1 protein-coding gene (running past one end of the window) is annotated in these 25,048 nt (G+C 66.7%); it reads left to right on the plus strand.

Going from position 1 to position 25,048, the window contains the following annotated elements; all coding sequences use genetic code 11:
* A protein-coding gene (locus AB4Z47_RS07600; RefSeq protein ID WP_441949028.1) for a LacI family DNA-binding transcriptional regulator crosses the window boundary here: on the plus strand, positions 1 to 25,020 show its 3' end. Its footprint begins 39,534 nt before the window's first position; only the last 25,020 of its 64,554 coding nucleotides appear in the window; the start codon falls outside the window, past its left edge; its stop codon occupies positions 25,018 to 25,020.
* Positions 25,021 to 25,048: the final 28 nt, after the last annotated feature.

Consider the following 25,048-nt stretch of genomic DNA (forward strand, 5'->3'; position numbering starts at 1 on the left):
CTGGATGCGGTGCTGGACCATGCGCAACAGCCGCCGGGGTGGGTCGACGATGCGGCCGCGGAGCGGGTGGCCTCCCTCGACAGTCGGATCGATGCGACCTTGGTGCCGTCGGGGATTCGAGCCGAAACCAGCGCCTCGGTGCCCGATGGTGATGACATGCTCGCTGCGAATGATGCCGCGACGAGGCGGGCGGGACTGCACGCCGAGCGTGTGGCGCAGCTGGAACGCCGCCGCGCCGAGCTGGCGGGACGGTTGGGTATCACGGATATGCGGGTGTTGGACGACGACGTGACCGGGGAGGCGTGGCAGGTTGCGCTGGCGGCGGCGGCGGATTCGGTGGCGAAGGATCGCACTGCCCTGCTCGGGGAGCTCGCCACACTCCGCATCGATCCCGAACAGCTCGCCCAACCCCAACTCGAGCTGCCGTTGATGTACCACCACGTGCTCCAAGACCGCCTGACCGACATCAGTGGGCGAGAACCCGCCATCGAAGAGCTGCGTGATGTCGTCGAGCGGCATCGCGCGGCGGTGATGGTTGTGGTGGCGGCGGCACTCAGGCAGGGGTCGGGGGATCGCATTGTGCCGGAACGAATCGGCGACGTACGCACGGAATCGACCAGGCACCGCGATCAGCCGGAAGAGGCCGGCGCACCGCTGCCGGTGGACCGGCAGCCGGCTCGTGAGAACTCGGCGGAAGATCTGCGGGCTGCCGTGGCGCCGGTTCACGAGCGGGAACAGGAGCGTGCCCGGCTGGCCAGGGAGTTGTTCGTTTTCGTTGCGGACACAGCGGATCCCGAGGTGTGGCGGGCGGAAATCGAGAAGCGTCACAGGGAGCTGGCCGTCGAATGGACGGCCCTGGCAGGTGACCTTCGCGCCGCCGATCCGTTGACATTGCAAGAGATCTCGCTGTGGGACGGATTGGAGAATCTGCGGGCATTGCAGGTACGGCGCACCAACCTGCGCCGTCAGGACGAGAAGCTCACGCGGCTCTCCGAGGCTGTCGGTCTGCATCAACAGACCGTCGAGGACGCGGCGGTGAAAGCCCGCGCCATCGACGCCGCCGCGTCGAAACAGACCCTCGAGGGTGTTCTCAACGAGTATCTGCCACAGAGTCCGGGCACAAAGCCGGTCAACGACCATGTCGTGCGTGTCCCCGGCGCCGGTACGGACGGCCGGGACCTGCTGGTTGTGGTGGCGATGCCGGGCCGACACAGTCTGGCATTGCTCGATTTGGCCAGGGACAAGGAATACGCGAACCTCAGCCCCTTCGACATCATTCATCGGGAGGTGCAATCGGATGTCACTGTGCCAGTTGCCGCCCGATCCACGGAGCCGGCTGCCGAGGACCTGCGCGCCGCACTGATCCGCACATACTCCACCTTCAACGGTTTGGAGTTGCTGCCGCCCAAAATGAGCTTCGAGAAGTGGCTCAGGCAGTTCGGCGATGTCGCCTTCTGGCGTGCGCGGGATGTGAAGGGGCGCGAAGGAATCGAGCGCGGCGACCTCAAGGAGTCCGTCGTGCTCGCGATGGCACGTGACATGCCGGAAACCGACGACCCGCTCGGACCATGGGAGGTTGCGCGGGGGCTGTTCTCCGGCCGCACGGATTCGGTCGGTATGAGGCGTTTGCCGGCACCGGACCGTCCGATCGGCACGAGGGGTGTCAAGCTCAGGATCGGCAGCATCCCGGTGACCGTCTGGATTTGGTCGGGCGCCCCGGGTTTGCCTCAATGGCCTCAAGTCGCCGAGCCCCCTGCGGGCAGCGAGAGTGTCGACTTCGTGGTGTCGGAATTGTTCAGTGGCTGGTCAGACGAAAAGCTCAACCGGCTGGTGTCGCGGATTGCGAAAGCGTCCCCGAAGGGATCAGCGGTCTTACCCACCCGCCTGCAGGTGGAGACGCGGACTGCGGTGTCCCTCGAATCGCGCCAGGAGCAGCTGAACCACAACCCCGACTCGGCCATAGCCGAGCTCGAGCTGCCGGCCGACCCGACCCGACCCGACGAGGGGAGCGAACCGGCCTGGAGGCAGTGGCAGCTGGACCCCGAGACTCCACTGGGCGAGCCGCGGGCGAGTGTGCGCAAGCAGATCGAGGCGGCGGCCGAGCACACCGAGGAGATCCACGGCTATCTCGTCGAGCGGCTCGAGGCGCTCGGGGTAGCGCACGGCGGCCTGAGTGTGTACGAGATCAGACAGGCCGTGCGCGAATTGCGCGCGCGGATGGAGGCGGAGAGGTCCCGGCTGTGGTTCGGTGCCCAGCGTAACCGCAGCGAGAATGTCGTCGACGATGAGGTGAACGCCAGGCTCGACCAGTTGACGCGGCTGTTGATCAACAGCTCTGTGATCGAGCCGATCATAAGTGCCCTCGTGGCCGCACGCGACCGCGCAGACGATGTCCTGGTCGCGGCGAACATAGTGGCCGCACGAGATTGGCTCGCTGCCAACCGCGCGGTGCCGATAGCGGACGGTGTCGGGATCGTGCTCGGCGAGCCGTCCACCATCTGGGTTGTGTCGCCGCTCGACGATCCGCGAGGTCTGCTGGACGCGAAACTGCCAGGGTTGCGCGCCGAGGCGGAGAACAGTGGTGTCCTGATCCGGCACGTACAGGTGAAGGTCGATCAGGCCGGCCGACAGTCGGCCGAGGATCTGGTACTCCAGCCGGAATCCGGCGGGCAAGGACCTGCCGTAGGCGAATGGCTCGAGAAGACAGGTGAATTCAGCACCGATACTGGGCTGATCACGTTGCTGAACGGTCTCACCGAAACGCGGTCGTTCTCGGAGATCGTGAAAGCGGCGATCAAATCCGGACGGGTCGGGTCCAGGCCGCAGCGGCCGACCGGCATGGAGGTCGAGGCGCACGAGGATATCTATCGCGACGGCACTCGCCTGATCCGCCGCCGGTACCTCAATCCCAAGGCCGCCGCCGACGCGGCGGTGGTGCCGGTAGTCGCAGACGCCTTCGGGGTGAAGGCGCAGCAGGTGCATCGGGATGGGGACTGTGACACCTACACCGAGTGCGTGCCGGGAACACCAGGGTCCGACCTGTCTTTCGCCGAGCAGGCGGCTCTGGTCGAGTCCTCCAGCGGCCGGCGTTTCCGTGCCTTCGTGGCGCTGATTCACAACATTGGAAGGCAGGGGTCGCCCGGGCACCGGTTGCACGGCGAGTGGCTGCGTAGTGCCGACGGCGACGTGGTCGGCACCGATCTGGCGTTCAACGACGGGCCTGTCCCCGCCGACGAAATCGCAGAGTGGCTGCGGAATATCCCGCAATCGGACATAGCGGCATTCGTGCAGCACGGCATCGACCTGACGACGGAGTTCCAGCGCCTGGGTCTCGGTCCCCTGCACGCCACTCTGGTGGAACGGCTGGCCGCGAGAGAGTGGCACGCGCAGGACAGCACGACACCGGACTTCATGCCCAGGATGGTCGCCGAGTTGGTGCGGCAGATCGAGAAACTGGCCGAGCTGCTCGGGATCACAGACCAGCAGATGTTGAACGGCGATCCGACTGGGCAGACATGGCGCGACACGATTGCGACACAAACGAAATCGGTGTCCGCCCGACGCGCCCAACTGAACCGCGATGTCGTCAGGGAGCGCGTCCTGAACCGCAATGGCGTCAAAGAGCCCATGACAGTGGACAGGTTCGAGAAGCTCGAGAAGGCCGGGCACCCCATGCCGACGGGGTACCTCGGAGTGTGTCGCACGCGCTCGCGCAAACTCCGTCAGCAGGAAACCGCACTGCAGGCACTTCCGGAACTGATCGAGCAATATCGCACGGTCATCGGTATGGGCGAGGCGGAGGACGCCGCCGATGCGGAAGGGCAGGCCGACGGCACCGCAACGCGCCCGACCGGCGAGGGCGATCCAGATCCAGTGCGCAAACCCCAGTCCAGGCACCAGGCGCCCTGGAACCAGGCTGCCTGGGGCGCGGGCCTGGCGGACAGCGGTGCCCAGCCTGCGGCGGTAGAGGTGCCCGACGTAGATCCTGGTGTGGCGGCCTACGACTACTTCGACAATCATCCGGAGGAGAACAACTGCGCGGCCCTGGTGCAGGGGGTGGCGGAGATCTGGGTGGCGCCGGAGCAGGCGGCGCTGATGGATCCGGTGTCGCCCCAGGATCCGGATGTGGTACGGGCCGGGATGTCCGGCACCAGGTTCGTGCAGGGGTTGGCTGCGGACTGGTTGCCGGAGGCGCTGCGGCCGGGGCGGTTGGGGCTGGCCGAGGTGATTGCCCGGGTGCGGGACCGCAGCGGTGGCGTGGGCATGATGGCGTTGGCGTTGGAAGGCGACCACGCCCTGGGGCATGCGGTCTTGGTGGTCGAGGTGAACCAGAAGCTGATCGACCGCTATGCACATCTGAAGAAGTACCGCGGTCAGGTGGTGGTGTACGACAATGCCTACTCCGGTGCCGACGAACACGGCTTTGTGGTCGGGCGCGCAGCGGTGGACCAGTGGGGCCACGATGTCGGCGCAGTGGTGGAACACCTGCATGCGGCCGGGTTCGATAAAGACGGTGTAGCGCTTCAGCAATTGGCGAAGGGACAGATTCCAGCACAGCGTGGCCCGGACAAGGACCTCGGGGCCTTGCTGCCGCGGATACGCGAGTGGCTGGACATCCAATTGTCACAGTTGCCGGGCCGCGGTGGTCACTACGAACGGAAGCTCGCGGCACCTTTTGCCCGTGGTTGGCCGTCGGATGAAGACGGTCAGTACGGGACCGGGTACTACCGAAGCGGGAGCCTCCGCCGGTTGGCGAATCTGCAGCGGGGCGCGGACAAGTGGCGGCTCGATGCGGCCGAGAAATTCCGGGACGCGGTGGCGAAGCTGCGCTTGGACGCGACCCGTCCTGTAGCCGAACATGTTGCCGCGCTGGGTGATCCGGCCGAGGTACGCAGCGAGCAGCGCCGCGCTCACATCGAGGCCGTGCATCGCTACCACTACCTGCAACAGGCACACGCCTGGTTGGACGCGGTGAGTGCCGAGCTGCACGATGCGGTGCTGGCGCGTACCTACTGGGCGAGCACGTTGGCACACAGAATCCGAGCACTCGGCATCGATGTCCACACCGAATCCGAAACCGCGAGCCGGAAGGTCACGCTGGCGCAGCAGCTGGCGGACGGAATCCGGGATTGGGATGCCGTGCAGCGGCAGGAGAAATCCGCCGAGCTGGCCGAACTGGATCGGTTCGTCGAAAACTTGCGGGAGGCCGACACCGAGGTGAATCGGGTCGCGATGGCGTTGGATGAAGGTCTGGTCGACCTGGCCGAACTGGAACTGTTCAATCGCGAAGCAGCCGACGAGCTGAACACCTACACGGTGGTGCGCACATTCAAGAATATGTACGGACCCGCGGCAGTGGAATCAGCCGAGAACAGTCTCCCGGATAGCGACAGGTCCGGGCTCGATCAGGATTATCACCTGCGGAGGATTATCCAGGATGAGCGCTTGCAGGCTCGGCTGCGTGGTCGCATGGTGTACTTGCCGGGCTACGGCGAAATGGACGCATTGCTGAAGGCGCTGCCCGCGGGTTCTTCGATCGCCGTTGTGGACAAGAGCTACGGGTTTCCGCAGCGTTACACGCTCATCAATTACAAGGGGATCATTATCAAGTGTGATCCCGCCGACGGGGTCTACGAGGAATTCGACCCGAATTTCCCGGATCGCCCGCGGACCACGCAGTTGTACGGGATCGTTGCGCGCGACGGCGGGGCCCTACTACACCCGGCCGAACTGGTCGGAAACCTCCCGTTCCCGTTGGAACCGGTCGTACCTCCGGAGCGCGTATCCCAGGCGCTACGGATATATGCCCTCGATGTCGAACGTGGTAATGAATGGCAGCGGGCTCGGCAACATGCCGACAAACTCGGGTGGCGACAGCACCTGCTGCGCCCAGAGGACAGCGAAGAGGTTCTGGCCGCGCTGGCGAAGCTCCCCGACGGGGATGAGCCGCGGGCCGGGTGGATGCGGGAACTGCGCGATGCGCTGGTTCGGCATCAGCAGATCACGGCCGACCTTGCTGAGCTGACCGAGCTCGACCGAGTCAGATCGCAGGCGGTGTTGGTGCACTACATCGTGTCTGCCCGAGTGGAGGCGGCAACCGCGGTGCCGACGCCACCGTCGCTTGCCGAGCCGGAAAAGCTGCAGAATGCGCTCATCCAAGCGAGCCGGGATGTGGAAAGCGCCGACCAGGCGTTGGACGAGCGGTTGGACCGACTCGCGCCAGAGCCCGGAGCAGCCGATTCGGTAGAACTGTTCAAGAATTACTGTGGTCCCATGACGGTCAGGGCAGCGTTGGCGCTGACCGGCAATTCGCAAATCATACCGATGGAACGTGATACCTCACTGTCGGGTACTTACACTTTCGAGTTGATGGCAGCGCTGGGCGCCCTCCCGCAAGAGTTCGACAATTACGAAGAACTCCGGAAATCCCTGCCGGACATCGGAATCACCTGTGTAGCCGAAGGCTACGGCATCGGCGGTCACGGTTATGTGATCGTTTCGCTGGGCGGATATCACATTGTGCTCGACAACAACGGTATCCTCGTGCGCGACTTCCCGCCGATCCCGTATGACCCGTTGCGCGGGAAACTATCTGCCTTCGTACTCAGCCCGGAGGGCATATCCGGGTTGCCGCTGCCCGACGACAGCCGCAGCAGCTTGCTCGAGTTGGGCCGGCAGCTGAGCGAGCCGGTGCGTGCGGCCACTCAGGCCGGGATGGACCGACAGGAATTCCGGGACACGGTCGTCACGGGGCAGCAGTTCACTCGCATCCTCGCCGAATCCCGCCAGGCGACAGACGCAGCACGGAAGTCCGGATTCCCCGCGGTGCCGCAACGGCCGGCCGCTTCGGATCCGGTGCTTCCGAAGGTACTGGAACGGGCAAATCAATTGCTGGCCGGCGTACCTGCGGTGCAGCTCGATTCTGTTGTGGTACGGGAAGACCGGCAGTCCGCCCCGGTCGAGGCGGGCGCGCTCGTCGACCCGACGGCTACGACCGATCGCGGGCAGCGGGCCGAGCCGCCCGAGGGAGTCGGGGATGGTACGGCCGACATCGTTGCTGCCCAGGCGCAGTCGGATTCTGCTGAGGTTGGCCATCCGCAACTGCCGGTGTGGGTCGCGGTTGCCGAGGAAGCACAGGTGTCGGTGCGGGCGGTGCGGGCGGCCACCGCCGGGCTGCTGGCCGATGGTGATGCGCTGCAACGGATCCGGGTAGCTGCTCGCAGACTCGACCTGGAGTTGCAGGACCCGACGTGGCGAGCGCTAGCGGAAGATGCCCTGCTGCACACCGGCATCGAGGTGGTGGCCACGGCCGCTGGCGTATCGGAAACCGAGGTGGCCGAGGTCCTGGCCGGTAAGGATCCCGATCATGAGCAGCTGGCGCTGATCCTGACCGCAGCGGTGCTGCTGCGTTGGAATGATATGTCGGCCGCGATGCACGCCATCGGCATGCGCACCCGGGTGGCGCCGGATGTCATCACCGCGGTACTCGGCGGCCGGCTCCAGACTGCCACCGGCGCCGGGGCAAGGGTGGTGCATAAGCTCCGACACTTGGTCTTCCCGGAATGGCTATTCGGATATTCAGCCCGGTTCGACGGCTGGGCGAATCTGCCACTGATACTGGTGGAGAAGCAGTTCCCGGTCGGCCGGAATGGCAGCGACGGCAACCAAGAGCCGGTACCAGCCGGTGTCGGGGACGGCGCCGATTCGGATAGTCGCTCCGAGGCGGTGAAATCCGAGGAAGAACGCGACCGATCGCTGTCGGCCCATCTGGTGTCCGGGCCGGCCAACTGTGGTCCGCTGGTGCAAAAGTTCATCCAGCATGTACTGGGGCCGTTCGCGCTGATCCAGGTGAATCCGGCCGATCCGCACGATGTCGGCATCGGTCTGGTCGGGATGGACAAGGTCGATTTCGCGCGCCGGTTGAAAGCCGGCTGGCTCGAGGAACCGGTCGGCCAGGGCAGTGCGGCGCTGCGGGCCGTGGTGGAGATGGTGCGCGCATCGAACGGACCTTCGGTGGTCGCGGGCGGCATGGAGTTCCCCGGGATGATCGCCGATGACGAGGCGACCGTCGGGGCGCACGCCTTCGCGGTGGTTCGGGTGACCGAGCGGATCCGGGACCTCTTCCCGGAACACAATCTTCGACCCGGCGACGTGGTGGTGTTCGACAATGCCGCGGGCGGGCTGATCAGCGGTGCGGAGGTCGACGCCTGGGTCGAGAAGGCCGGCGAGGGTGCGGGCGATGTGCACATCGTTGTCGTCGACGACCATCCCGCGAAGGTCCCGTTCCGCGCCGAGGAACAGGCGACTCGTGGCCCGCGCAAGAACCTCGGTGCACGGCCGGACGCGGTCACCGAGGCCGACCCGGCGGAACACACCCGTGCCTCGAATCGACCGAACCAGGCCGCGGTCCCCGAGGGGGTTCCGGCGGGTATCTCCGCCGATCTCGATGCGATCGGGCGGTGGCGGCTGCGGCAGGGGATCGTCGCGGCGACGAGATTGGCGCAGGCCGGTTTCCTGGTGGAACACCACGACGCCGGCCTCCGGATCGAAGGAGAGACTTTCGCGCATCTTGCGCCGATGACCGCGGATGTCGAGGCGCTCCACAGCCGGGTGGCGCGGCGCGGCGCGGACCGGGTAGTGCTCACCCTGGCCGACAGTGCCGTCGGGCCGCACGAATTGGCTGCGGTCTTGCGCCGTCATCCGATTGCGGGGCTGCGTGAGGTCCTGGTGATCGACCGGCACGGCAATGTCGTTCACCTCGACGGTGCGGGGCGGGTGGTGGCGTCGGTCTCCGGCGACGGTCCGGGGGCGCGCACCCCTGCGGGAATATTCGACGGCTCGGCCGGGGGCGGCGACGGGCAGCCACCGGATTCCGGCGGTCGCGGTAGAGGCGACGGTACCGGAGACGGTCCGCCGTCACCGCAGCCGGAGGATTCACCGGAGTTCGCCGAGGGTCGAGTGCACCCGACGCTGATCGGCATGCGGCGCACCGCCGAGCGTCAGGCGGAGGAATTGCAGGCGAACCTGTTGCAGGCGTTCGATATCGAGGATTTCGGTAACCCGAGCTCCCCGGCGCGACTGGAACTGGGCTTTGCGTACCAGCAGGCACATGAGCGGCTGGAGCGGAGACTGGGCCAGCGCTTCCCCGACCCGCATCTGCTCATCGCGGAACTGGCGACAATGCAAACGCAGGGATCTCTTTCGGGCGAAGCGGACTCGGCCGCAGCGCAATTTATGGACTTGCACGGCGATGTGGCCATGTTCGCCGCGGCCGACCGGTACACCGAGCGGGTGCGGCAGATCGCCGCACTGGAAGCAGCGCTGTTCGAGGCGTATTCGGAGTCTTGGCGGGGCGGCGAGCATGCCGACACCTTCCGGTCGGTGGCCACGGAGGCGGCTCGGCTCGGCCGGGTGGCGCACGAGCTGCGCGAGATACAGGATCGACTTTCGCAGTCCGGTCAGGTGCCCGATGTCGAGAGCGAAGCAGCCCTGCGAGAACGGTTCGCGTTGGCCGGAGTACTGATGGCCACCGACCTGCCGCAGGGAGTCGACCTGGAGACGGTGACCCGCGAGCAGTTGGTCGAGCTGCTGCCCGACGACCCGATTCTCCAGGTGCAGGCAGCGCAATTCGTGGAGCTGCGTGAGCAGGTCGCCGTCTTCGACCTGAGGGTCGCCCTGGATGACGGTCTGGCCGGCGCGGCGCAGCGTTGGTCCACCGCCGAGCGGTCCGTCACCGTCTTCACCGGCCTAGGCCCCGAGCTGGTCGTATTCCGGAACTTGCAGGCTGCCTGGCTGGCCGTCTGCAGCGTCCAGATGCAGACCCGCGGAGCCAACCCCCACAATTCCGGTGAGTTGGAGCGGCTGGACAGCGATCGGGTTCCGTTGGTCGAGCACTTCGTTCAGCTGGACCGCACCGGCCTCAGCGTGGGGGAGCTCACCCCTCGTCGAGTCCGGGAACTGCTGGCACAGGGCGGGCGCAGTCCGGAAGAGATGAACATCCTCCGAGCGGTGCAACGTCTGGACGAGGCGTACCAGTTCACCACTGAGTTCTTCGCGGCAACGGACCGGATCATGTTGCTCGACCGGTTGGAACAGGCCTTGCGCAGCGCGCATGAGTCGCGGTGGGACGCCGCCAGGCAGGCCGCCACCCTCGGCCTCGCTCCGCACGACCCGGTAGCGCAGGCGCAGTTGGTGCCCGCGCGCGAGGTGTCCGAACAGTGGCGAGAACGACTGGTCCTGCTGCGTGCGGCGCGCAGCGGACTCGATGAGGTGCGCGCCCGGTGGCGCACAACGCGCCGACGCCTCGTCGAGGTGGAGGACCGACTCGACGAGCTTGCCTGGCAGACCGACGTGGATCCGACCTTGTTGCAGGCCGATGATCCCGAGTTCGGATTGCTCAGCGTGACATTGGACGACCTCGAGCAGCAGATGGACGACCTGTTGCAGCGTACCCAACAGATCCTGGAGATGCGCGAGCCGGAGGTTCCTCCGCTGAACGAACTCCAGTCGTCACCGACGACCAGCAGGAATGCCTGCGGTCCCTGGGTGCAGTGGATCGTCAAGGACGCGTTGGGTCCGGTGGCAGGACGCAATGTGGTGCCCGCGCTGTTCGACGACATGGTGCGGACGAATGGAATATCCGGCCTGGAGTTCGCGCGCGGATTGAACGCGGGGTGGCTGCCGGACCCGGTCGGAGCGGGAGCCGTCGGTCTGCGCGCCGCGGTCGAGATGGTGCGCGCCGAGGACGGGCCGCAGCTGCTCGCCGGAGCCATCGAGTGGCAGGGCATCGAGGATCGGCACGACCTGGTAGTCGGCGCGCACGCGTTCGCGGTGGTGAAGGTGACCGAGGAGTTCCGCACCCGCTACCCGCAGCTCGAGGTCGGCGAAGTGGTGGTGTGCGATATCGGCGCCCCCGGCGTCATCCTGCGCGGCAAGCAGGTGGACGACTGGATCGACTGGGCGGGCAGCGGCGGCGATGTGCATGTGGCTGTCGCCGATGAGGAACACCCAGACCACGTCCCGTTCGACGAGGCCGAACAGGCCGAACACGGTCCACGCAAGAACCTCGGTGCGCTGCAGCCGGATTGGAGCAGGCCGGAACGGTTGGACCAGGCCCGCCGGGAGCACGCCGATGCCGTGACCAGACGAGATCAACTGCCTGCCGCCGGAGCCGCCCTGGATAAGCCCAGGTTGAACGAGGAGATTCGCAAGCGCGCGGAGGTGGTCAGCGCCTACGAACAGCGCGAGCAGTTCCGGGTCCGGCGGGACCAGGCGGCCGCGGACCTGACGGAGAATCCCGACGACCCGGCGGGGCTGGAACGCTGGGAGAACGAACATCGAGAGTTGACACCGCAGGTGCTCGAGCTGCGGGGCCGCGCCGCCAGTGAGTTGAACCCCGAACAGCGCGCCATCCGTCGTCGGCACTCGGCGCTGGGCGAATTGATCAACAGCATCAAGGATTTCACCAGTCTCGACGAGCGGGCGCAACGCCTCGACGCGCAGGTCCAGTCCGACTTCCCGCCTGCGCAGCCCGATCCCGCGCCGTCGTCGCCGGTGCGGTTGAGCATGTCGCCGAATGAGTTCGCCGCACTGCCCCCGGTGGTGAAGTGCGAGGTCGCACTCGATGAAATCAGCGACGGCGCAGTGTCATTGCCGGATGACGCGGCGCGGGCCGGTTTTGTCCAGATGTGGAACCTGGGCTTCCAGCACATCCGGGATGAGCTGAAGAACGCGCTGCGCTGGGCCCGCGGCACCTTCGGCGGATACCGGGCCGCCAACGACTACCTGAACCTACCGGAGGACCAGCGCTCCTCGAATGATCCAGAAGCCATGCAGATTCGACGTGTGGACCAGGCGCTCGCGGCCAGCCCCTTGAACAGCGATGTCATCGTGACCACCGAGATCGAGCTGAGCGACAAGGACCTGGCGAATCCGGAAGGCCTGCAGAGCCGTACCGTCACCATCCCCGACTACCTCGCCGCCCAGCTCGCCGACGAGCCGACCGACAAAATGCGCACCGTACGCGCTGTCCTGACCGTGCGGGTGCCCGCGGGCACCCCGGCACTGTGGACCGGCGCGCTGACCCGGGAGGCTGCAAACGCGGAGCTGGCGCTCGGCCGCGACGCCCGCCTCGTCGTGACCCGCGCCTTCCGTGACGCCAACGGCCGGGTCCGGGTCTACGGCTACCTGCTGCCCTCCGACAGCGGCGAGGACCCCGAGCCATCCCAGCGGCCATCGGGCCCCGACGACGGCGCCCGCCCGAAATCGCCGTCGGGTGTCACCGACCTGTCGGACTGGCGCAGCCGGCGAGAGCGTCCCCCGCAGCCGCCCAACCTGGGTGCCCGCGACAGCCGCCGCGGCGGCCGAGACGTCGCCGATGGCGCGGCGAAGCACTCGACGGATGCCGGTGGCCCGGCGGCAGTCGATTCCGCAGTGGAACACGGTGTCTCGGAATACTGGCTGAAGGCCACGATGGGGCTCTACGCTGCCTCGATCGAGCACGCGCGCATCGACGCCTCCGTCCGAACGTTGGGGCGGCAGCCTGGGATAGATCCGAATCTGCTCGTCGACGAGTTTCTGCGGCGAGAGCAAATTGCCGGCGAGATCACCAGGCTGAGCGCGCTCTATCGGGAGTTCTGCAGGGCGCAGGTGGTCGCTCACCGGGACCACGCGTCGCCGGCGCAGGCGCGTGCGGCGGCAGCAGAGGTCCTTCGTCTCGCGGACGCGCTGGCGGACGAGTTCGCGGCCCGGCGGCCGCTCCCAGACAACCTCGCGGTACGCAAGCTCGGAATCGATTCGTGTGTGCCGCAGTCTGTTCTGCTGGCGGCGGCCCTCACCGGCAATCCGAACATTCGACCGATACGGCTGGATGTCGCGCTCAGCGGGACAGTGCGCTTTATGGCCGAGGCCGCGCTCGGCGGGCGGCACCGTAGGTTCGAGGGACCCGATGAGGTGGAACAGGAGCTTCTAACCCTGGGGGACGGCGCCCTGATCGTGGTGAACGCGATTTTCCAGGAGGCCTCCAATGACGGTCCCAATGGTCACACCTTTGTCGTCTACAACGACAACGGTCGGCCGCGGGTGATCGATTCCGATGACGGGGGGATCGTGCTGCATGATTTCCCGCCAGCGGACGCCGAGTCGGTGATCCAATGGGAGGGAGTTGTTTTCGACGCCGAAGGCGCGGCGCAGGATTCGCTGACCGAGGCGGTGCGCGACGAACTCGAGCGAATCTGGCCGCAATACCTCGACGCGAGAACCGAACTCCTGCGGCTGCAGACCGAGTTCGCGGCCAAGGCTGCGCAGCTCCCGGAGTTCCGAAACGTGACGTCGAAAGCGGAATTGGATGCACTGACCGTCCAGTTGCGCACATTGTCGCGGGCAGGCGAGGCGACCCCCCTCATCGACGAATTAGTCGATACCGCCGACCGTTTCGACGCCGCGCGCAACAAGCAGAATGCCCTATCGCGCCGGGCAGAGCAGCTTCGGTCACCGGACTCGTCGTCCTCGACCGGTTCGGAGTCCTTGTCGTCGGCCGGTGCGCGGCCGGATCCGGAGTGGTTGCGGCGGAAGATCTTCCGCCGCACCCGATCCGAGGCGAACGTCGAGTTGCCGGAGCCGTTGGTCACCATGCGGCGCAATGCCGAGGCGGATGTGCGCCGTATGCACGGCGAGTTGGAAGGCGTTGTGCCGGCGAAGGATGTGCCGGAGCTGCTGAACCCGGGCTCGGACATCTGGCAGCGGTGGTCGGACAACCTGGCGGAGGCGCGCACCCAGCTTGCTTGGCTGCTGCAGATCCCGGCGAGTGAGCTGCACTCGGACGTTCAGGTGGCGCAGGCGCTCGCGGATCTGCAGGTCCGCAAGAAGGCCTCGACGACGCTGGCGCACGATCGGGAGCTGTTGAGCGCCGCGGAAGACGAGTTTGTTCGTTGTTTCGCCGTGATCAAGGCGGTCGGCGATATCGGCCGGCTGCAGAGTTTGACCGAGCGGCTGGACATCCTGGAAGCCGCGTTCCACGCGGCACATTCCCGAGCCGAGCAAGGTGCTGGCCCCATTGACGCACAGTGGGCTCAGCAGGTTGCTCGGCTCGGCGAGTTGGCCCGGAAACTGCAGAACTCGCGCGACCGCCAGATCCTGCCGGACGGCGTCGCTCTCGACACGATCTCGGTCGATCCGACCAGTCTCGACCCGGCCAGCGGCCGCCAGCCCCGGATGGGTAGGCAGGACCGCCAGGATCTGCAGCAGGACTACGAGGAGATACTCGAGGACATTCGGGATGCCGATGGTGTCCACGCAGAGGTGAGACGAGCGATGGCGGCGCTGCTGGAGTGGCGTCGGCGGGTGCTCGACTGGGCGGACAAGGTCGACGAACGCGACGGCGAAATTCACACGCAGCAAGAAAAGTTCGACGACGCTTTCGCCGCCGTATCGGCCCCCCTCGAATCGAATGGCATTCCACGCCCGCATTTCGGGGCGACGCTGGGCACAGAGCTGACCCGACTCGGCGACGAGTTGGCCACCGAGCGGGAACGACTGCGCGCCAAGGTTGCCCGGAACGGCCCGCAGTTCCGGGTCGACCCGACGGCCGTCACCCCCAAGGTGCTGTCTCGACTGCGTCTGCTGCGCATTGCCGCCGACGCCTTCGATCCGCGCCTGCACGGAAAGACGCCGAGTGAGATTCGACAGCTGATGCGGGAGTGGGCAGCCGATTCCAACCCTGACAGCGAACTGCGCGACCGGGCACAGAACTGGCTGCGCCTCGATGAACTGACCGACGATGTCCAGTCGGTGCTGTCGGCGGATCGGCTGGTGCACCGTTTCGATACGCTGCGATCGGCGTTGCGCCACCGGCATGCACAACGTGCGGTGGCCGAGCAGCGTTTCCACCGACAGCTCCGGGAACGGTTCGGCGACGATGATGCGGCCGCCCTGGCACAGGGGCCGCACGACGTGACCGAGTTGCGTGCGTTGCGCGAGCAGGCAGTCCAGGATCCGCAGCGCCACCGGGAACTCGGCGAACTGCTGAAAATCGCCGAGGAATATTACCGCTGGGATACTGAATTCAACCGGCTGAACGAGCGGGTGCGTCGGCTGGAATATCTGCAGACCGAGCGGCAGCGCATCACCGACCGGATGGAGCAGGAGCGTAAAACTCTGGCGCAGTTGGCCGGGGAAATCCGGATGCGGATCGACGACATTCCGCTTCGGGATCGTCCTGTTGTATTCCGCGGCTGCTTCGAAGCCGAGCAGCAGACACTTTCGAGGTTGCTCGAAATGTCCGATCCCACCGAGCTGACGCCGGCCCGGGTGTCGACACTGTCGCTGTCGTCGGATGAGCAGCGTGCGGCGGTCGCCAAGCTGCTGCACTACGAAGCCATGGCCGCGGCCGCTATCGAGATGAACGTCTGCGCTACGGAAGTCGGCCGCATCGACGTAGCGGTGAGTGACGGCTTGCGGCAGCCTCCCGAGGAGGTGCTCGCCGCCGCCGTCGCCGAACACCAGCGCCCGGACACCACGAAACCGGTCCAGCTGATCGGCGACTGCGCCCCGTATGCGGTGGAGACCACCGAGGCGGCCAACCGCCGGGCCGCCGGGCTGCCCGAAGTCGACAAGCCCCGGCAGCCGAGGGAGTTCTCCCTGAACGGCGACCACCCCGCCGACGTCGCAATGGCATTGGACGGAGACTGGAAACCCGGCGGCTACCGGGATATCGACGAGGTCATCGACCATGTGCTCGAAACCCGCGAAACCGTCACCGTCGGTGTTCAATACCGCAGCGGGCTCGGTGCGCATATGGCCACCGTGACCTGGGACCCGGATCGCAACACCATCGTGGTGCACGAACGCCGCGACGGAGTGGTGCACACCCACCGCAGCCCCGAGCAGATACGCCGCTGGGTCGCCGAACAGTCGCGGATCGCCGAAGGCGTCTTCGGCATCGAATCCAAGGACGGCACGCCGAAACGCCCCCTCAACGGCAAACCGCCCACCGCGATCGCCGGTAAGGACATGCCGCGCTCGAGGTTGTTCGGCGTCCCACCCGCCCCCGAACCGGCCGGTCCCCGCCCGCGCCGAGCACTGTCCGCGGATGCCGGGGCGTTCTCGTTGCCGGAGCCGACGGCCGGGTTGCGGCGGGATGTTCGGCAGCGGGCGCAGCAGTTGATCGGCGAGCTCGAAGACTGGTTCCGCCCGCTTTTGGTCGACTCGGACGTGGACGAGACCAGTTACGTTGCCCAGTTGTTGTCGCTGGGATCGTCGGGCTGGAATTTCTGGTTCGGCAGGCTCGCCGAAGCACGGGCCGAGGTGGCCGGATTGTTCGACATTTCCGCGGAAGCGCTGATGGACGACCGGAACGCTCGCGCTTTCCTCGAAGGTCAGGCGCGGATCGATGACGCCACCAAGTCACCGGAATTCCTTGACGCCGAAGTGGATTTCCGGATGTATTACTACCTGATGGCCAAGGTCACCGAAGCCGGTCGGCTGCGGACGTTGGACGAGCAACTCGGCGCGTTCGCCGATGCGGGGTACGGGACGCAGGCCCGATTCGAACAGGGTGTGGGGTCGGTCGACGAGATCCGTCGGCAGGCCGCCCAGGCTGCTCGAATCGATGAGCTCGCCGAAGAGATCCGCCGGTTGTCGAACGACCCCGCCAAGGGGATCGACCACACCGAGCGGTTGATGCAGCGGTACGACGCACTGCACGCCGAGCTGGTCGATGTTCCGGTCGAACCCACCGCATACCGGGGGCGCGATGGGGCGGACATCCTGTCCGGTGCTACCGCCGAATTCCGTGCCGAGACCATGGCTGCCCGGACGCAGGCCCAGGCGGAACTGGCGCAGCGAAGCGCTGACTTCTTGGTACCAGTCGACCGGGTGGCACCGGGAGCCGCCGACCGGTCCCGGCTGGACGCCGAGCGAGCCGAGCTGGCCGCGTTGCTGGCCATGGACCCGATCCAGCACCCCCCGGGACCGTTGGACGTCCTGCCCGCCCATCCGGACAGCCCGGAGTGGGCGGTGGCGAACGAACGGGTGCGACAACTCGGCGTGGTGATCGCCGCGCTCGACGAATTCGTCACGGCCGATACCGGGATTCGTCGCCTCGACGACGCGGAAGCCACCCTGCGCCGCACCCACGCCCACTACCAGGTGGCCGACCGCCGTTACCAGGACGCACGCAACAGCTATCGGAAGCGGTTCGGATATCCGCGACCGATCACCTCACAATCCGGTTTCGAGCTGGACACGCTGCGTGAGCATCGCACACACCTGACCGCACAGGTGCAACGGCTGCCGGAATGGACGGCGGCAACGGTGACCCCGGATACCGTGCGCGCCTGGCAGATCGGGCCACACGCGGCGGGCGCCTCGCAGCAGCAGCTCGACACCGCCGAGCGGTACCTGCTCATGCACGACTTTGCCGATGCCGCCGAAAACCACGACAAGTGGCGGCTGCGGTGGTACGCGCAGACCGGCTACGCGTACCGGCTGCACGACCTCGTCGTGCGCCGGCAACAGTTCACCGGCAGCCGCGCCGCCTATTTCGGCGAACTCGTGCAGCTGGCGGTGGAGCTCGACGAGGACCCAGCACTGCGCCCGCCGCAGCTGCGGCGGATGCGGGAGCGGTCTCGTGCCGAGCTGGAACGGATGCTGCGGAATACCCAGGGTGCCGAGCTGGCGTTCACTGCCGGCGAACTGCCCCACCACCGGGTCGCAGACCTGTTGGCTGGACCGTTGCTGCAGGGTGAGCAGCGGCAGGTGGCCGAGCGGGTCCGTGATCTCGGTGCCATGGCCGAAGCGGCGACTCGGGTCGCCGAATTGGACGCAATGCTGGCGCATCTGGATCGTGGCCTGGGCGCCGGTCTGGTGGACCTGGCCGGTGCGACGGCCGACTCCGTGCTCGCCGAGGGGACGATGGAGGGTGCGACCGGTTATCTCCCGGCGGATGTCCAGCGCCGACCGCAGCCGCTGGCCACCTGCTTCAACGACGCCGCCCGCGCCGCGTTGACCGCGGTAGGTGCCGAAATTCCTCCGGAACTGGCCCAGTTCCGCCCCGGCTCCGCGGGAACCGCGATGCGCGTCGCGCCGACATTGATCCGCGCCGACCTGCACAGGGGCGGCTTCGCATCCATGGACGACGTCCGTGCCCATGTTGCCGCCCATGGCGGTGCGGTGATCGCGATGATGGTCTTCGACGGTTTCGCCGACCGCACCATCGGCGGTCACGCGGTGTGTGTGCGCCTGGAAGGCGACCGGGTCGTAGTGGAAGAAGACGGTCGCGTAGTCGACTTCGAGGAGTGGGTACATCCACCCGACGTGGTCGGCGTTTTCGGCATCGTCCTCAATGCCGACGGCACCGCCGAGCACCCGCTGGGCCCCGGCGAGGAATCCTCCGCCGGAATTGGCGTCGATTTCGAAGACACCAATATCGGTGCCCGTCCATTGGCAAGGTCGGCGCCCATGACCGAGGAGCAGTTGGCGCGCGCGATCGGTGTGGACCAGTCGACTGTGAGCCGGGTGTTCACGCGCAGTACGGGGCAGGTGAGCAAACGTAACGCATTGCGAGTGTTGGCGGAGGCCGAGCGGTTGGAGTGGGGGAGCATACCGGAGGACCGGGAGTTCTGGGAGGCTCAGCCCGAACGGGTGTTCGCGGAGGACGTGGCTTACGAGGTCGGGGTGACCAGGTCCACCGTGGTACGGGTACGGGCATGCAGTCCGTTGGTGAGTAAAGCGACGGCACGGCGGGTATTGGCTGCGGCGGACGAGCTCGGCTACCCGATGGCGGCAAAAGTGCGCCGTTTCTACGAGCTTCTTCCGGACCGGGACGAAGTGGTTGCGCACCTGCGGAGGGAGGGGCCGAAGGATTGTGGCAGTTGGGTGCAGAAGATCGTCAAAACCGCCTTGGGGCCGGTGGCCGGCCGGGGGGTGCGTCCGATAACGGTGGACGAGGACATCGCCGCGAATGGTATGACCGGGGCGGATTTCGCGCGAGGCCTGGATGCGGATTGGCGGGTGGAGCCGATCGGCACGGGAGCGAAGGGACTGCGGGCGGCGATCGCCCACATGCGTGAGAACGGCGGGCTGATCGCCGGGGCGATGGATGTGGTTCATCGGGGGAAAGTGGTGGGCGCGCATGCATTCGCCGTGGTCGAGGTGACCGAGGAACTGCAGCAGCAGTTCCCGAGGCAGGGGTTGCGGCTCGGCGAGATAGTGGTGTTCGACAACACCGTCGACGGCGGTGTAGTGCGTGAGCAGGATCTGGATGCTTGGGCGGTCCGCGCCGGGCACGGGGTGGCAGACGTGAATGCGATCGTGTTCGAGCGCGGTGGCGAGGCGGAACACCCGCTGGGCGGCCAGCCGCCGAAGCGAGGCGGTCCGAATGTGCGGATCGGTGCCCGCGAGGGCTGGGGTTCGGACGACGGTGGCGACGGCAGGGCCGGCGGGACTCGACCGAAATCCCTACCGCCGCCGCCGGGCCCGTCCGATGGCCGGGTCCGTATCGGCGGTCCGGGGGTTGTCGACGGCACGCCATCGCACACGGCGGTGACGGGGATGACGAATTTCGGTTCCTCGACGGCCGGCGATCCGAATGCGCAGCAGCCGGACGACAGCAATCCCGCAGTACTGCGGATGGCGGACAAGCCCGCTGTGGTCAGGAGCGGAAACCTGGGTGCGGGCGAACCGCGGGCCTTCGGTTCGGTCCAGGCGGCCCGACTTCGAATGCAGTGGGGGCATATCGTCTCCGAACAGCTGATGCGGCTGCTGAAGGTGTCCCCAGAGATTGCCGTCGAGATGACCGACCAGGTATTCCAGCGGATGTCCGAGACTCGGCTGCGTGCGGGACAGGACGTGCGGGCACTACTGCCGCGAGTGGTGGCAGAGCTGGCGGCCGAGCACCAGCGCGAGTCCGTACCGCGACAGCGGACGGTGTCGCGGGACCAATTGGCGCAGGCGGCCGGTGTGCATCCGGACATGGTGAGCGCGGTATTCGCCTGCAAACCCGATGACGTGGGCAAGGCGACGGCGTTGCGGGTGCTCGCGGTGGCCGAGGAGCTCGGGTACGTGTCACGGTGGCCGTTGGTGCGTGAGTCCGGGGAAGCTCAGCTGCGTCCGGGACAGAACACGCGGACGCAGGTGGTCGCCGAGCTGACGGCCGAGCACCAGCGCGAGTCCGCACCGGGACCGCGGACGGTGTCGCGGGATCAATTGGCGCAGGCGGCCGGTGTGCATCCGGACACGGTGAGTGCGGTATTCGCCTGCAAACCCCGGGTGCACAAGGCGGTCGCGTTGCGGGTGCTCGCAGTGGCCGACGAGCTGGGATATAGGTCGCGTAGGCGGGCGCTGACGCGGGAGCGGGCACAGGCGTTTTGGGAAGCTCAGCCGGATGTGGTGCCGCGGGAAGAGGTAGCGCAGGCGGCCGGCGTGGATTACACCACGGTGAGCTGGGTGTTTTCCCACAGCACCCGGCATGTGAGCAGGGCGACGGCGTTGCGGGTGCTCGCGGTAGTCGGCGAGCTGGGCTATGTGGTGCCACCGCGGCTGCGTCTGTTCTGGGAGGCGCGGCCTGATGGGGTGTCGGTAGCCGAAGCGGCCGAGGTGATAGGGGTGGGCCAGACGACGGTGTTCAATGTGCGCTCCGGCAAGGCGAAGGTGAGCCCAGAGACGGCTTTCCGGGTGATCGCGGGTGCCGATGCGGTGGGGGTGGAGATCCCGGTGTCGGCACGGCGGTTCTACCAGCGGCAGTCCGGTGTGCCGGACGCTGTGGCTTTCCCGGGCCTGACCGAGCACCGGGCAGGCGCAGGCCCGCGATTGTCTGCACCGGTGGCCTTGGATTTCCTGGAGCAGCGAGGCATTCGGCTCCGGCATCCGCTGTCGATTGACGCCGACGAGGTCATTTCCGCCGGGGTGGACCTGACCGTCGTGGCGGACGCGCTGGGCGCGGACACCCGCGATTTCGATTCGGTGCGTTTGCTTGCCGAGCAGGCCGAAGCCGGTAAGACGGTGCTGGGGGCTGTGGATTACGGGGCCGTGGTCGGGTATGTCGTGCTTTTCCCGGGTGACGACGGCCGGGTGTGGGTGTCGGAGTTCGATGGTCAGCGGGAAGTAGTGGCGCCGTATGCGGACTGGCCGAAACCGATAGGTGCGATGGCGGTGGAAGGCATCGTCTTCGGCACGGACGGCCCGGAGGATCCGCTCGCGCCCGGGCAGTCACCACGCCGCAGGAAACAACCATCGTCGGTGCAGGAGTTTTGGCAGGCCCAGCCGGACCGGTGGCCGGTCAATGAGATAGCGCGCGCGGCCGGCCGGTCCCACACCACGGTGGGCATGGTCTTCGACCGCAACACCCAACAGGTGAAAAAGGCGACGGCGTTACGGGTGCTCGCGGTGACCGAGGCGCTGGGGCATGTGGTACCACCGCGGCTGCGCCTCTTCTGGGAGGCACAGCCACACTGGGTGCCGGTAACCGAGGTCGCCCGGGCGCTGGGGGTGGGCCGGACGACGGTGTCGGCGATTCGCGACGGCGAAGAGAGGATGAGCCCCGAGACCGCGCTTCGGGTGATCGCGGCCGCCGACGCGGTGGGCCTGGAGATCCCGGTGTCGGCGCGGAGAGTTCATCAGCGGCGCGCCAATGTTCCGGACGCCGTCGTGTTCCCTGGCCTGATCGAGCATCGGGCCGGCGGCGGTCCCAGGTTGTGTGCACCGGTGGCCTTGGATTTCTTGGAGCAGCGGGGTATTCGGCTGCGGCGTCCGTTGCGGGTCGATGCGGAGCAGGTAATTGCCGCCGGGGTGGATCTGAATGAGGTCGCTGACGCGCTGGGCGCGGACACCCGCGACTTCGACTCGGTGGACGAGTTGGCCGCCGAGGCCGAAGCGGGCAAGACGGTGCTGGGGGTGGTGGATTACGGGGCGGAGGGCGGGCATGTGTTCGTGCTGTTCCTCGGCGACGACGGCCAGGTGTGGGTGTCGGAGTTCGACGGCCATCGGGAAGTGGTGGCGCCGTATGCGGACTGGCCGAAGCCAGCCGACGTCATGGCAGTGGAAGCGTTCCTCTTCGCCGACGGCGAGCCGATGGACAAACTCCAGCCCGGACAGCAACCCCGGGAAGGCAAGCGGCGGTTCATGGTCGGGGCACGGGTGGATGTGGCCGCGCTGGCACATGCTGCGGGTGTGCCGGAAGCCGAGGTGGCGAGCGTACTGCGCTGCAGTCCGGTGGTGGATACGGCGACTGTGTTGCGGGTATTGGCGGTCGCCGCCTCGAAAGGGATTGGACTGCCCGGAGTGCGGGCATTCTACCGCAGACTTGCCGACCCCGCTCCGTCTTCCGAGCCGGTCGATGTAACGGAATTCAGTGAGCCGCAGTCGATTCCGGGTTCCGACGCGACAGTGATCGCAAGTGATTCAGCGGTGCGCACGCGGATGCGGGACGTGATCGAGGTCGAGGCGCGCAACCTCGGGGTGCCCGGGCGGCTGCCGCGAGTTGTCGGCGAAGTGTTGAGAGCACTGGAATCGTTTCTGTCCGAGGATATGTCGCCGGAGCAGCTGAGATTCGAGGAATTCCGAGCGCGGCTTTCGACCGCGGTGGCGGCGGGCTGGACATCCGGGTCGCCGAGATTCCGGGCATTGCTCGATGCGGATCCGCAGGTACTGGAGCGGTGCCTGGACCGGATGAAACCCTTGCAGCGGCGATGGCTACGGCAGCGATTCGCCAGTGGCCTGCCGCGGGCGGAATCCGGGCGTGTGATGGCTGAATGGGCGAAGCGGCAACAGCTGCGGTTCAGCTATGACCAGGACACGCTGCGGGAACTGGACGGTGATTTGCTCGAGGAGTTGACCCGCAGACTGCAGATGGAGGTCGGATACCCACCGATCGATATCGACGACGATCTTCCCGCGCTCTACGACGTCCAGCATCCGGACAGCCCCGTGCCGGGGTTTGCAGCCGTTCCGCCGCGGTCGCGGTATGCCACACCAGCGTTTCCGCTGGACGGGATCGCTCAGCAGCACGGGTTATCTGGGGTGCTGGACGAGATCGCTCAGCAGCTCGGTATATCCAGGGTGACCGTTATCCGGTCCGTGAACGGTGATCTGGATGTGGCCAAGGGGACCGCATTGCGGGCACTCGCGGCTGTCGAGCGCCGGGGGTTCGAGGTGGATCCGGCAGTATGGGATTTCCATCGCGACCGCCCAGACCCCACCGTGTCGATTTCCGCGTGGGCACGGGCCGCCGGCGCCAGCCGGACGACGATATGGCGGATGTCCGCCAAGGATCCGAATGTCAGCCTGGACACCGCGAAACGACTGCTCACGGTGGCTGATCAACTCGGCTTCGACCTCGACCCCGAGGTGCGCAGCTACTACCAGGCCCGGATCGATGGGCGCGATCCGGATGTCGAAACCCCCTTGGACGAAGTCGGTGACAGCGAGGACTCGGGTCAGCTGGATACGGCGACAGTTCCGGCGCTGGCCGAGCAGATTCTCCGTAATCGTGAAGACAATCGCAGCAGCCGAACTCGTGAAAAGGCGTGGGCCCTGCGAGCGATCGAGACGGCATCGGAAATCCAGTTGGGGGAGGCTGTTCGACAGTTGCCTGCAACCGATCAGCAGGTTGCGACCTGGCTGTTCGTCGAAGGCAAAGACGTCAAGGAGGTGGCCCGACTGCAGCCCGGTCGGTCACTCAACGCGGTCTACATCCACCGGACCCGGATCGCGAAAGCTCTGGCGCAGATCCTTTCTCAGGGTAAGCCGCGCAGCGACGAGGATGCGATGCTTCTGGCCAGAGTGGCCGTCAAACATGATCCGGAACTGCTGGTGGATTGTGTCGCACTGTTCTCGAAGAACGAACTTGCCTGTTACAGATGGGTTTTCGAAGAAGAAAAGACGGTGGTCGCGCTGGCTAAGGCGACCGAGACCAATGAGCGCGCCCTGTATTCCCGTGCGCGTCGGGTAGCTCATCTGCTCTGCGATGCCGTCCCGCTACCGGTGCAGAGACGCTATCGTGAATTCGGCCTGCTGAATCCGGCGGTTGCGGTGACTCTGGCCGATATCGCACGTGAAGCCGGCGTGAGCCGCACCAGCGCGCATACCATTGTCAATGGTGGTCGGTTGTCGAACAGCGAAGCCGACGGTCGGGTTCGTGCCGCCATTGCTCATCTTGGCTATCAGAAGAAACCCACGTCGACCGACGGTGCCACTGACCATGTCGAACCGGGCGCGGCTCTGGCGTCACTGCTGTTCGGGGCTCATCGAGCTGCCGCCGCGCGGCAGGAATTCGAGCGGGCGGTGTTCAACCGACTGCTGCGACTACTGCGGAATCCGGTTTATGCCGGCCAGGCGACCGACCGGGTCTTCGAGAAACTGGCCACAGTGCCGTTGCGTGATATCGGTGATGTCGGTGTGCACCTGGGGATACTGGTCGGTGACGTGGTGGCCGTCCTACGCACTGCCGCACTGATCAAACCTCATACCGGGCCACTGAATTGCGCAATTCCGGTGGTGCGCCGGATTCGGCTGTTCCGGGCTCGGCACGGAAAGGCCGTGTCCGCCGTCGAGTTGATCGACACCGAGACGGTGCGGTTGGCGGGAGTGACCGAAGGGGCGGTAGCAGCGGCGCTGGATGCCGATTGGCGGCGGTTCGAATCGTTGTCGGAGCTGGTCGATCATGCGCGCAACGGTCGCGGTGCGGTGGCCGGTGCGCTGATCTTCCAGCGCGCGCCCCGGATGGGGCACATGTTCGCCGTCGAGTTCGATGAGCAGGGTCGGTTGGTGGTTCGCGAGAACGACGAACACGGGGTGGAGCGCACCTACGAGGATGTCGATGCGTGGGTGGCCAGGCGTGAGGCACAGGGCATTTCGCGGGTCTTCGGAATCGCCGTGGACAGCGAGGGCAATGCCGAGGTCGAGTTCCGGTCCGGAGATCGGCTGGCCCGGCCCGGTGTCGACGCCCCGGATGTGCGATTGGGCGCACAGCCTCCGGAAGCCGAACGTGGCCACCGGAGCAGTATTCCTCGTTCCGGTACTACCTGAACATGTGCCAGAAATTGTCGGGTCAACC

The organism is Nocardia sp. 2TAF39 (assembly GCF_052114905.1).
Taxonomy (GTDB): domain Bacteria; phylum Actinomycetota; class Actinomycetes; order Mycobacteriales; family Mycobacteriaceae; genus Nocardia.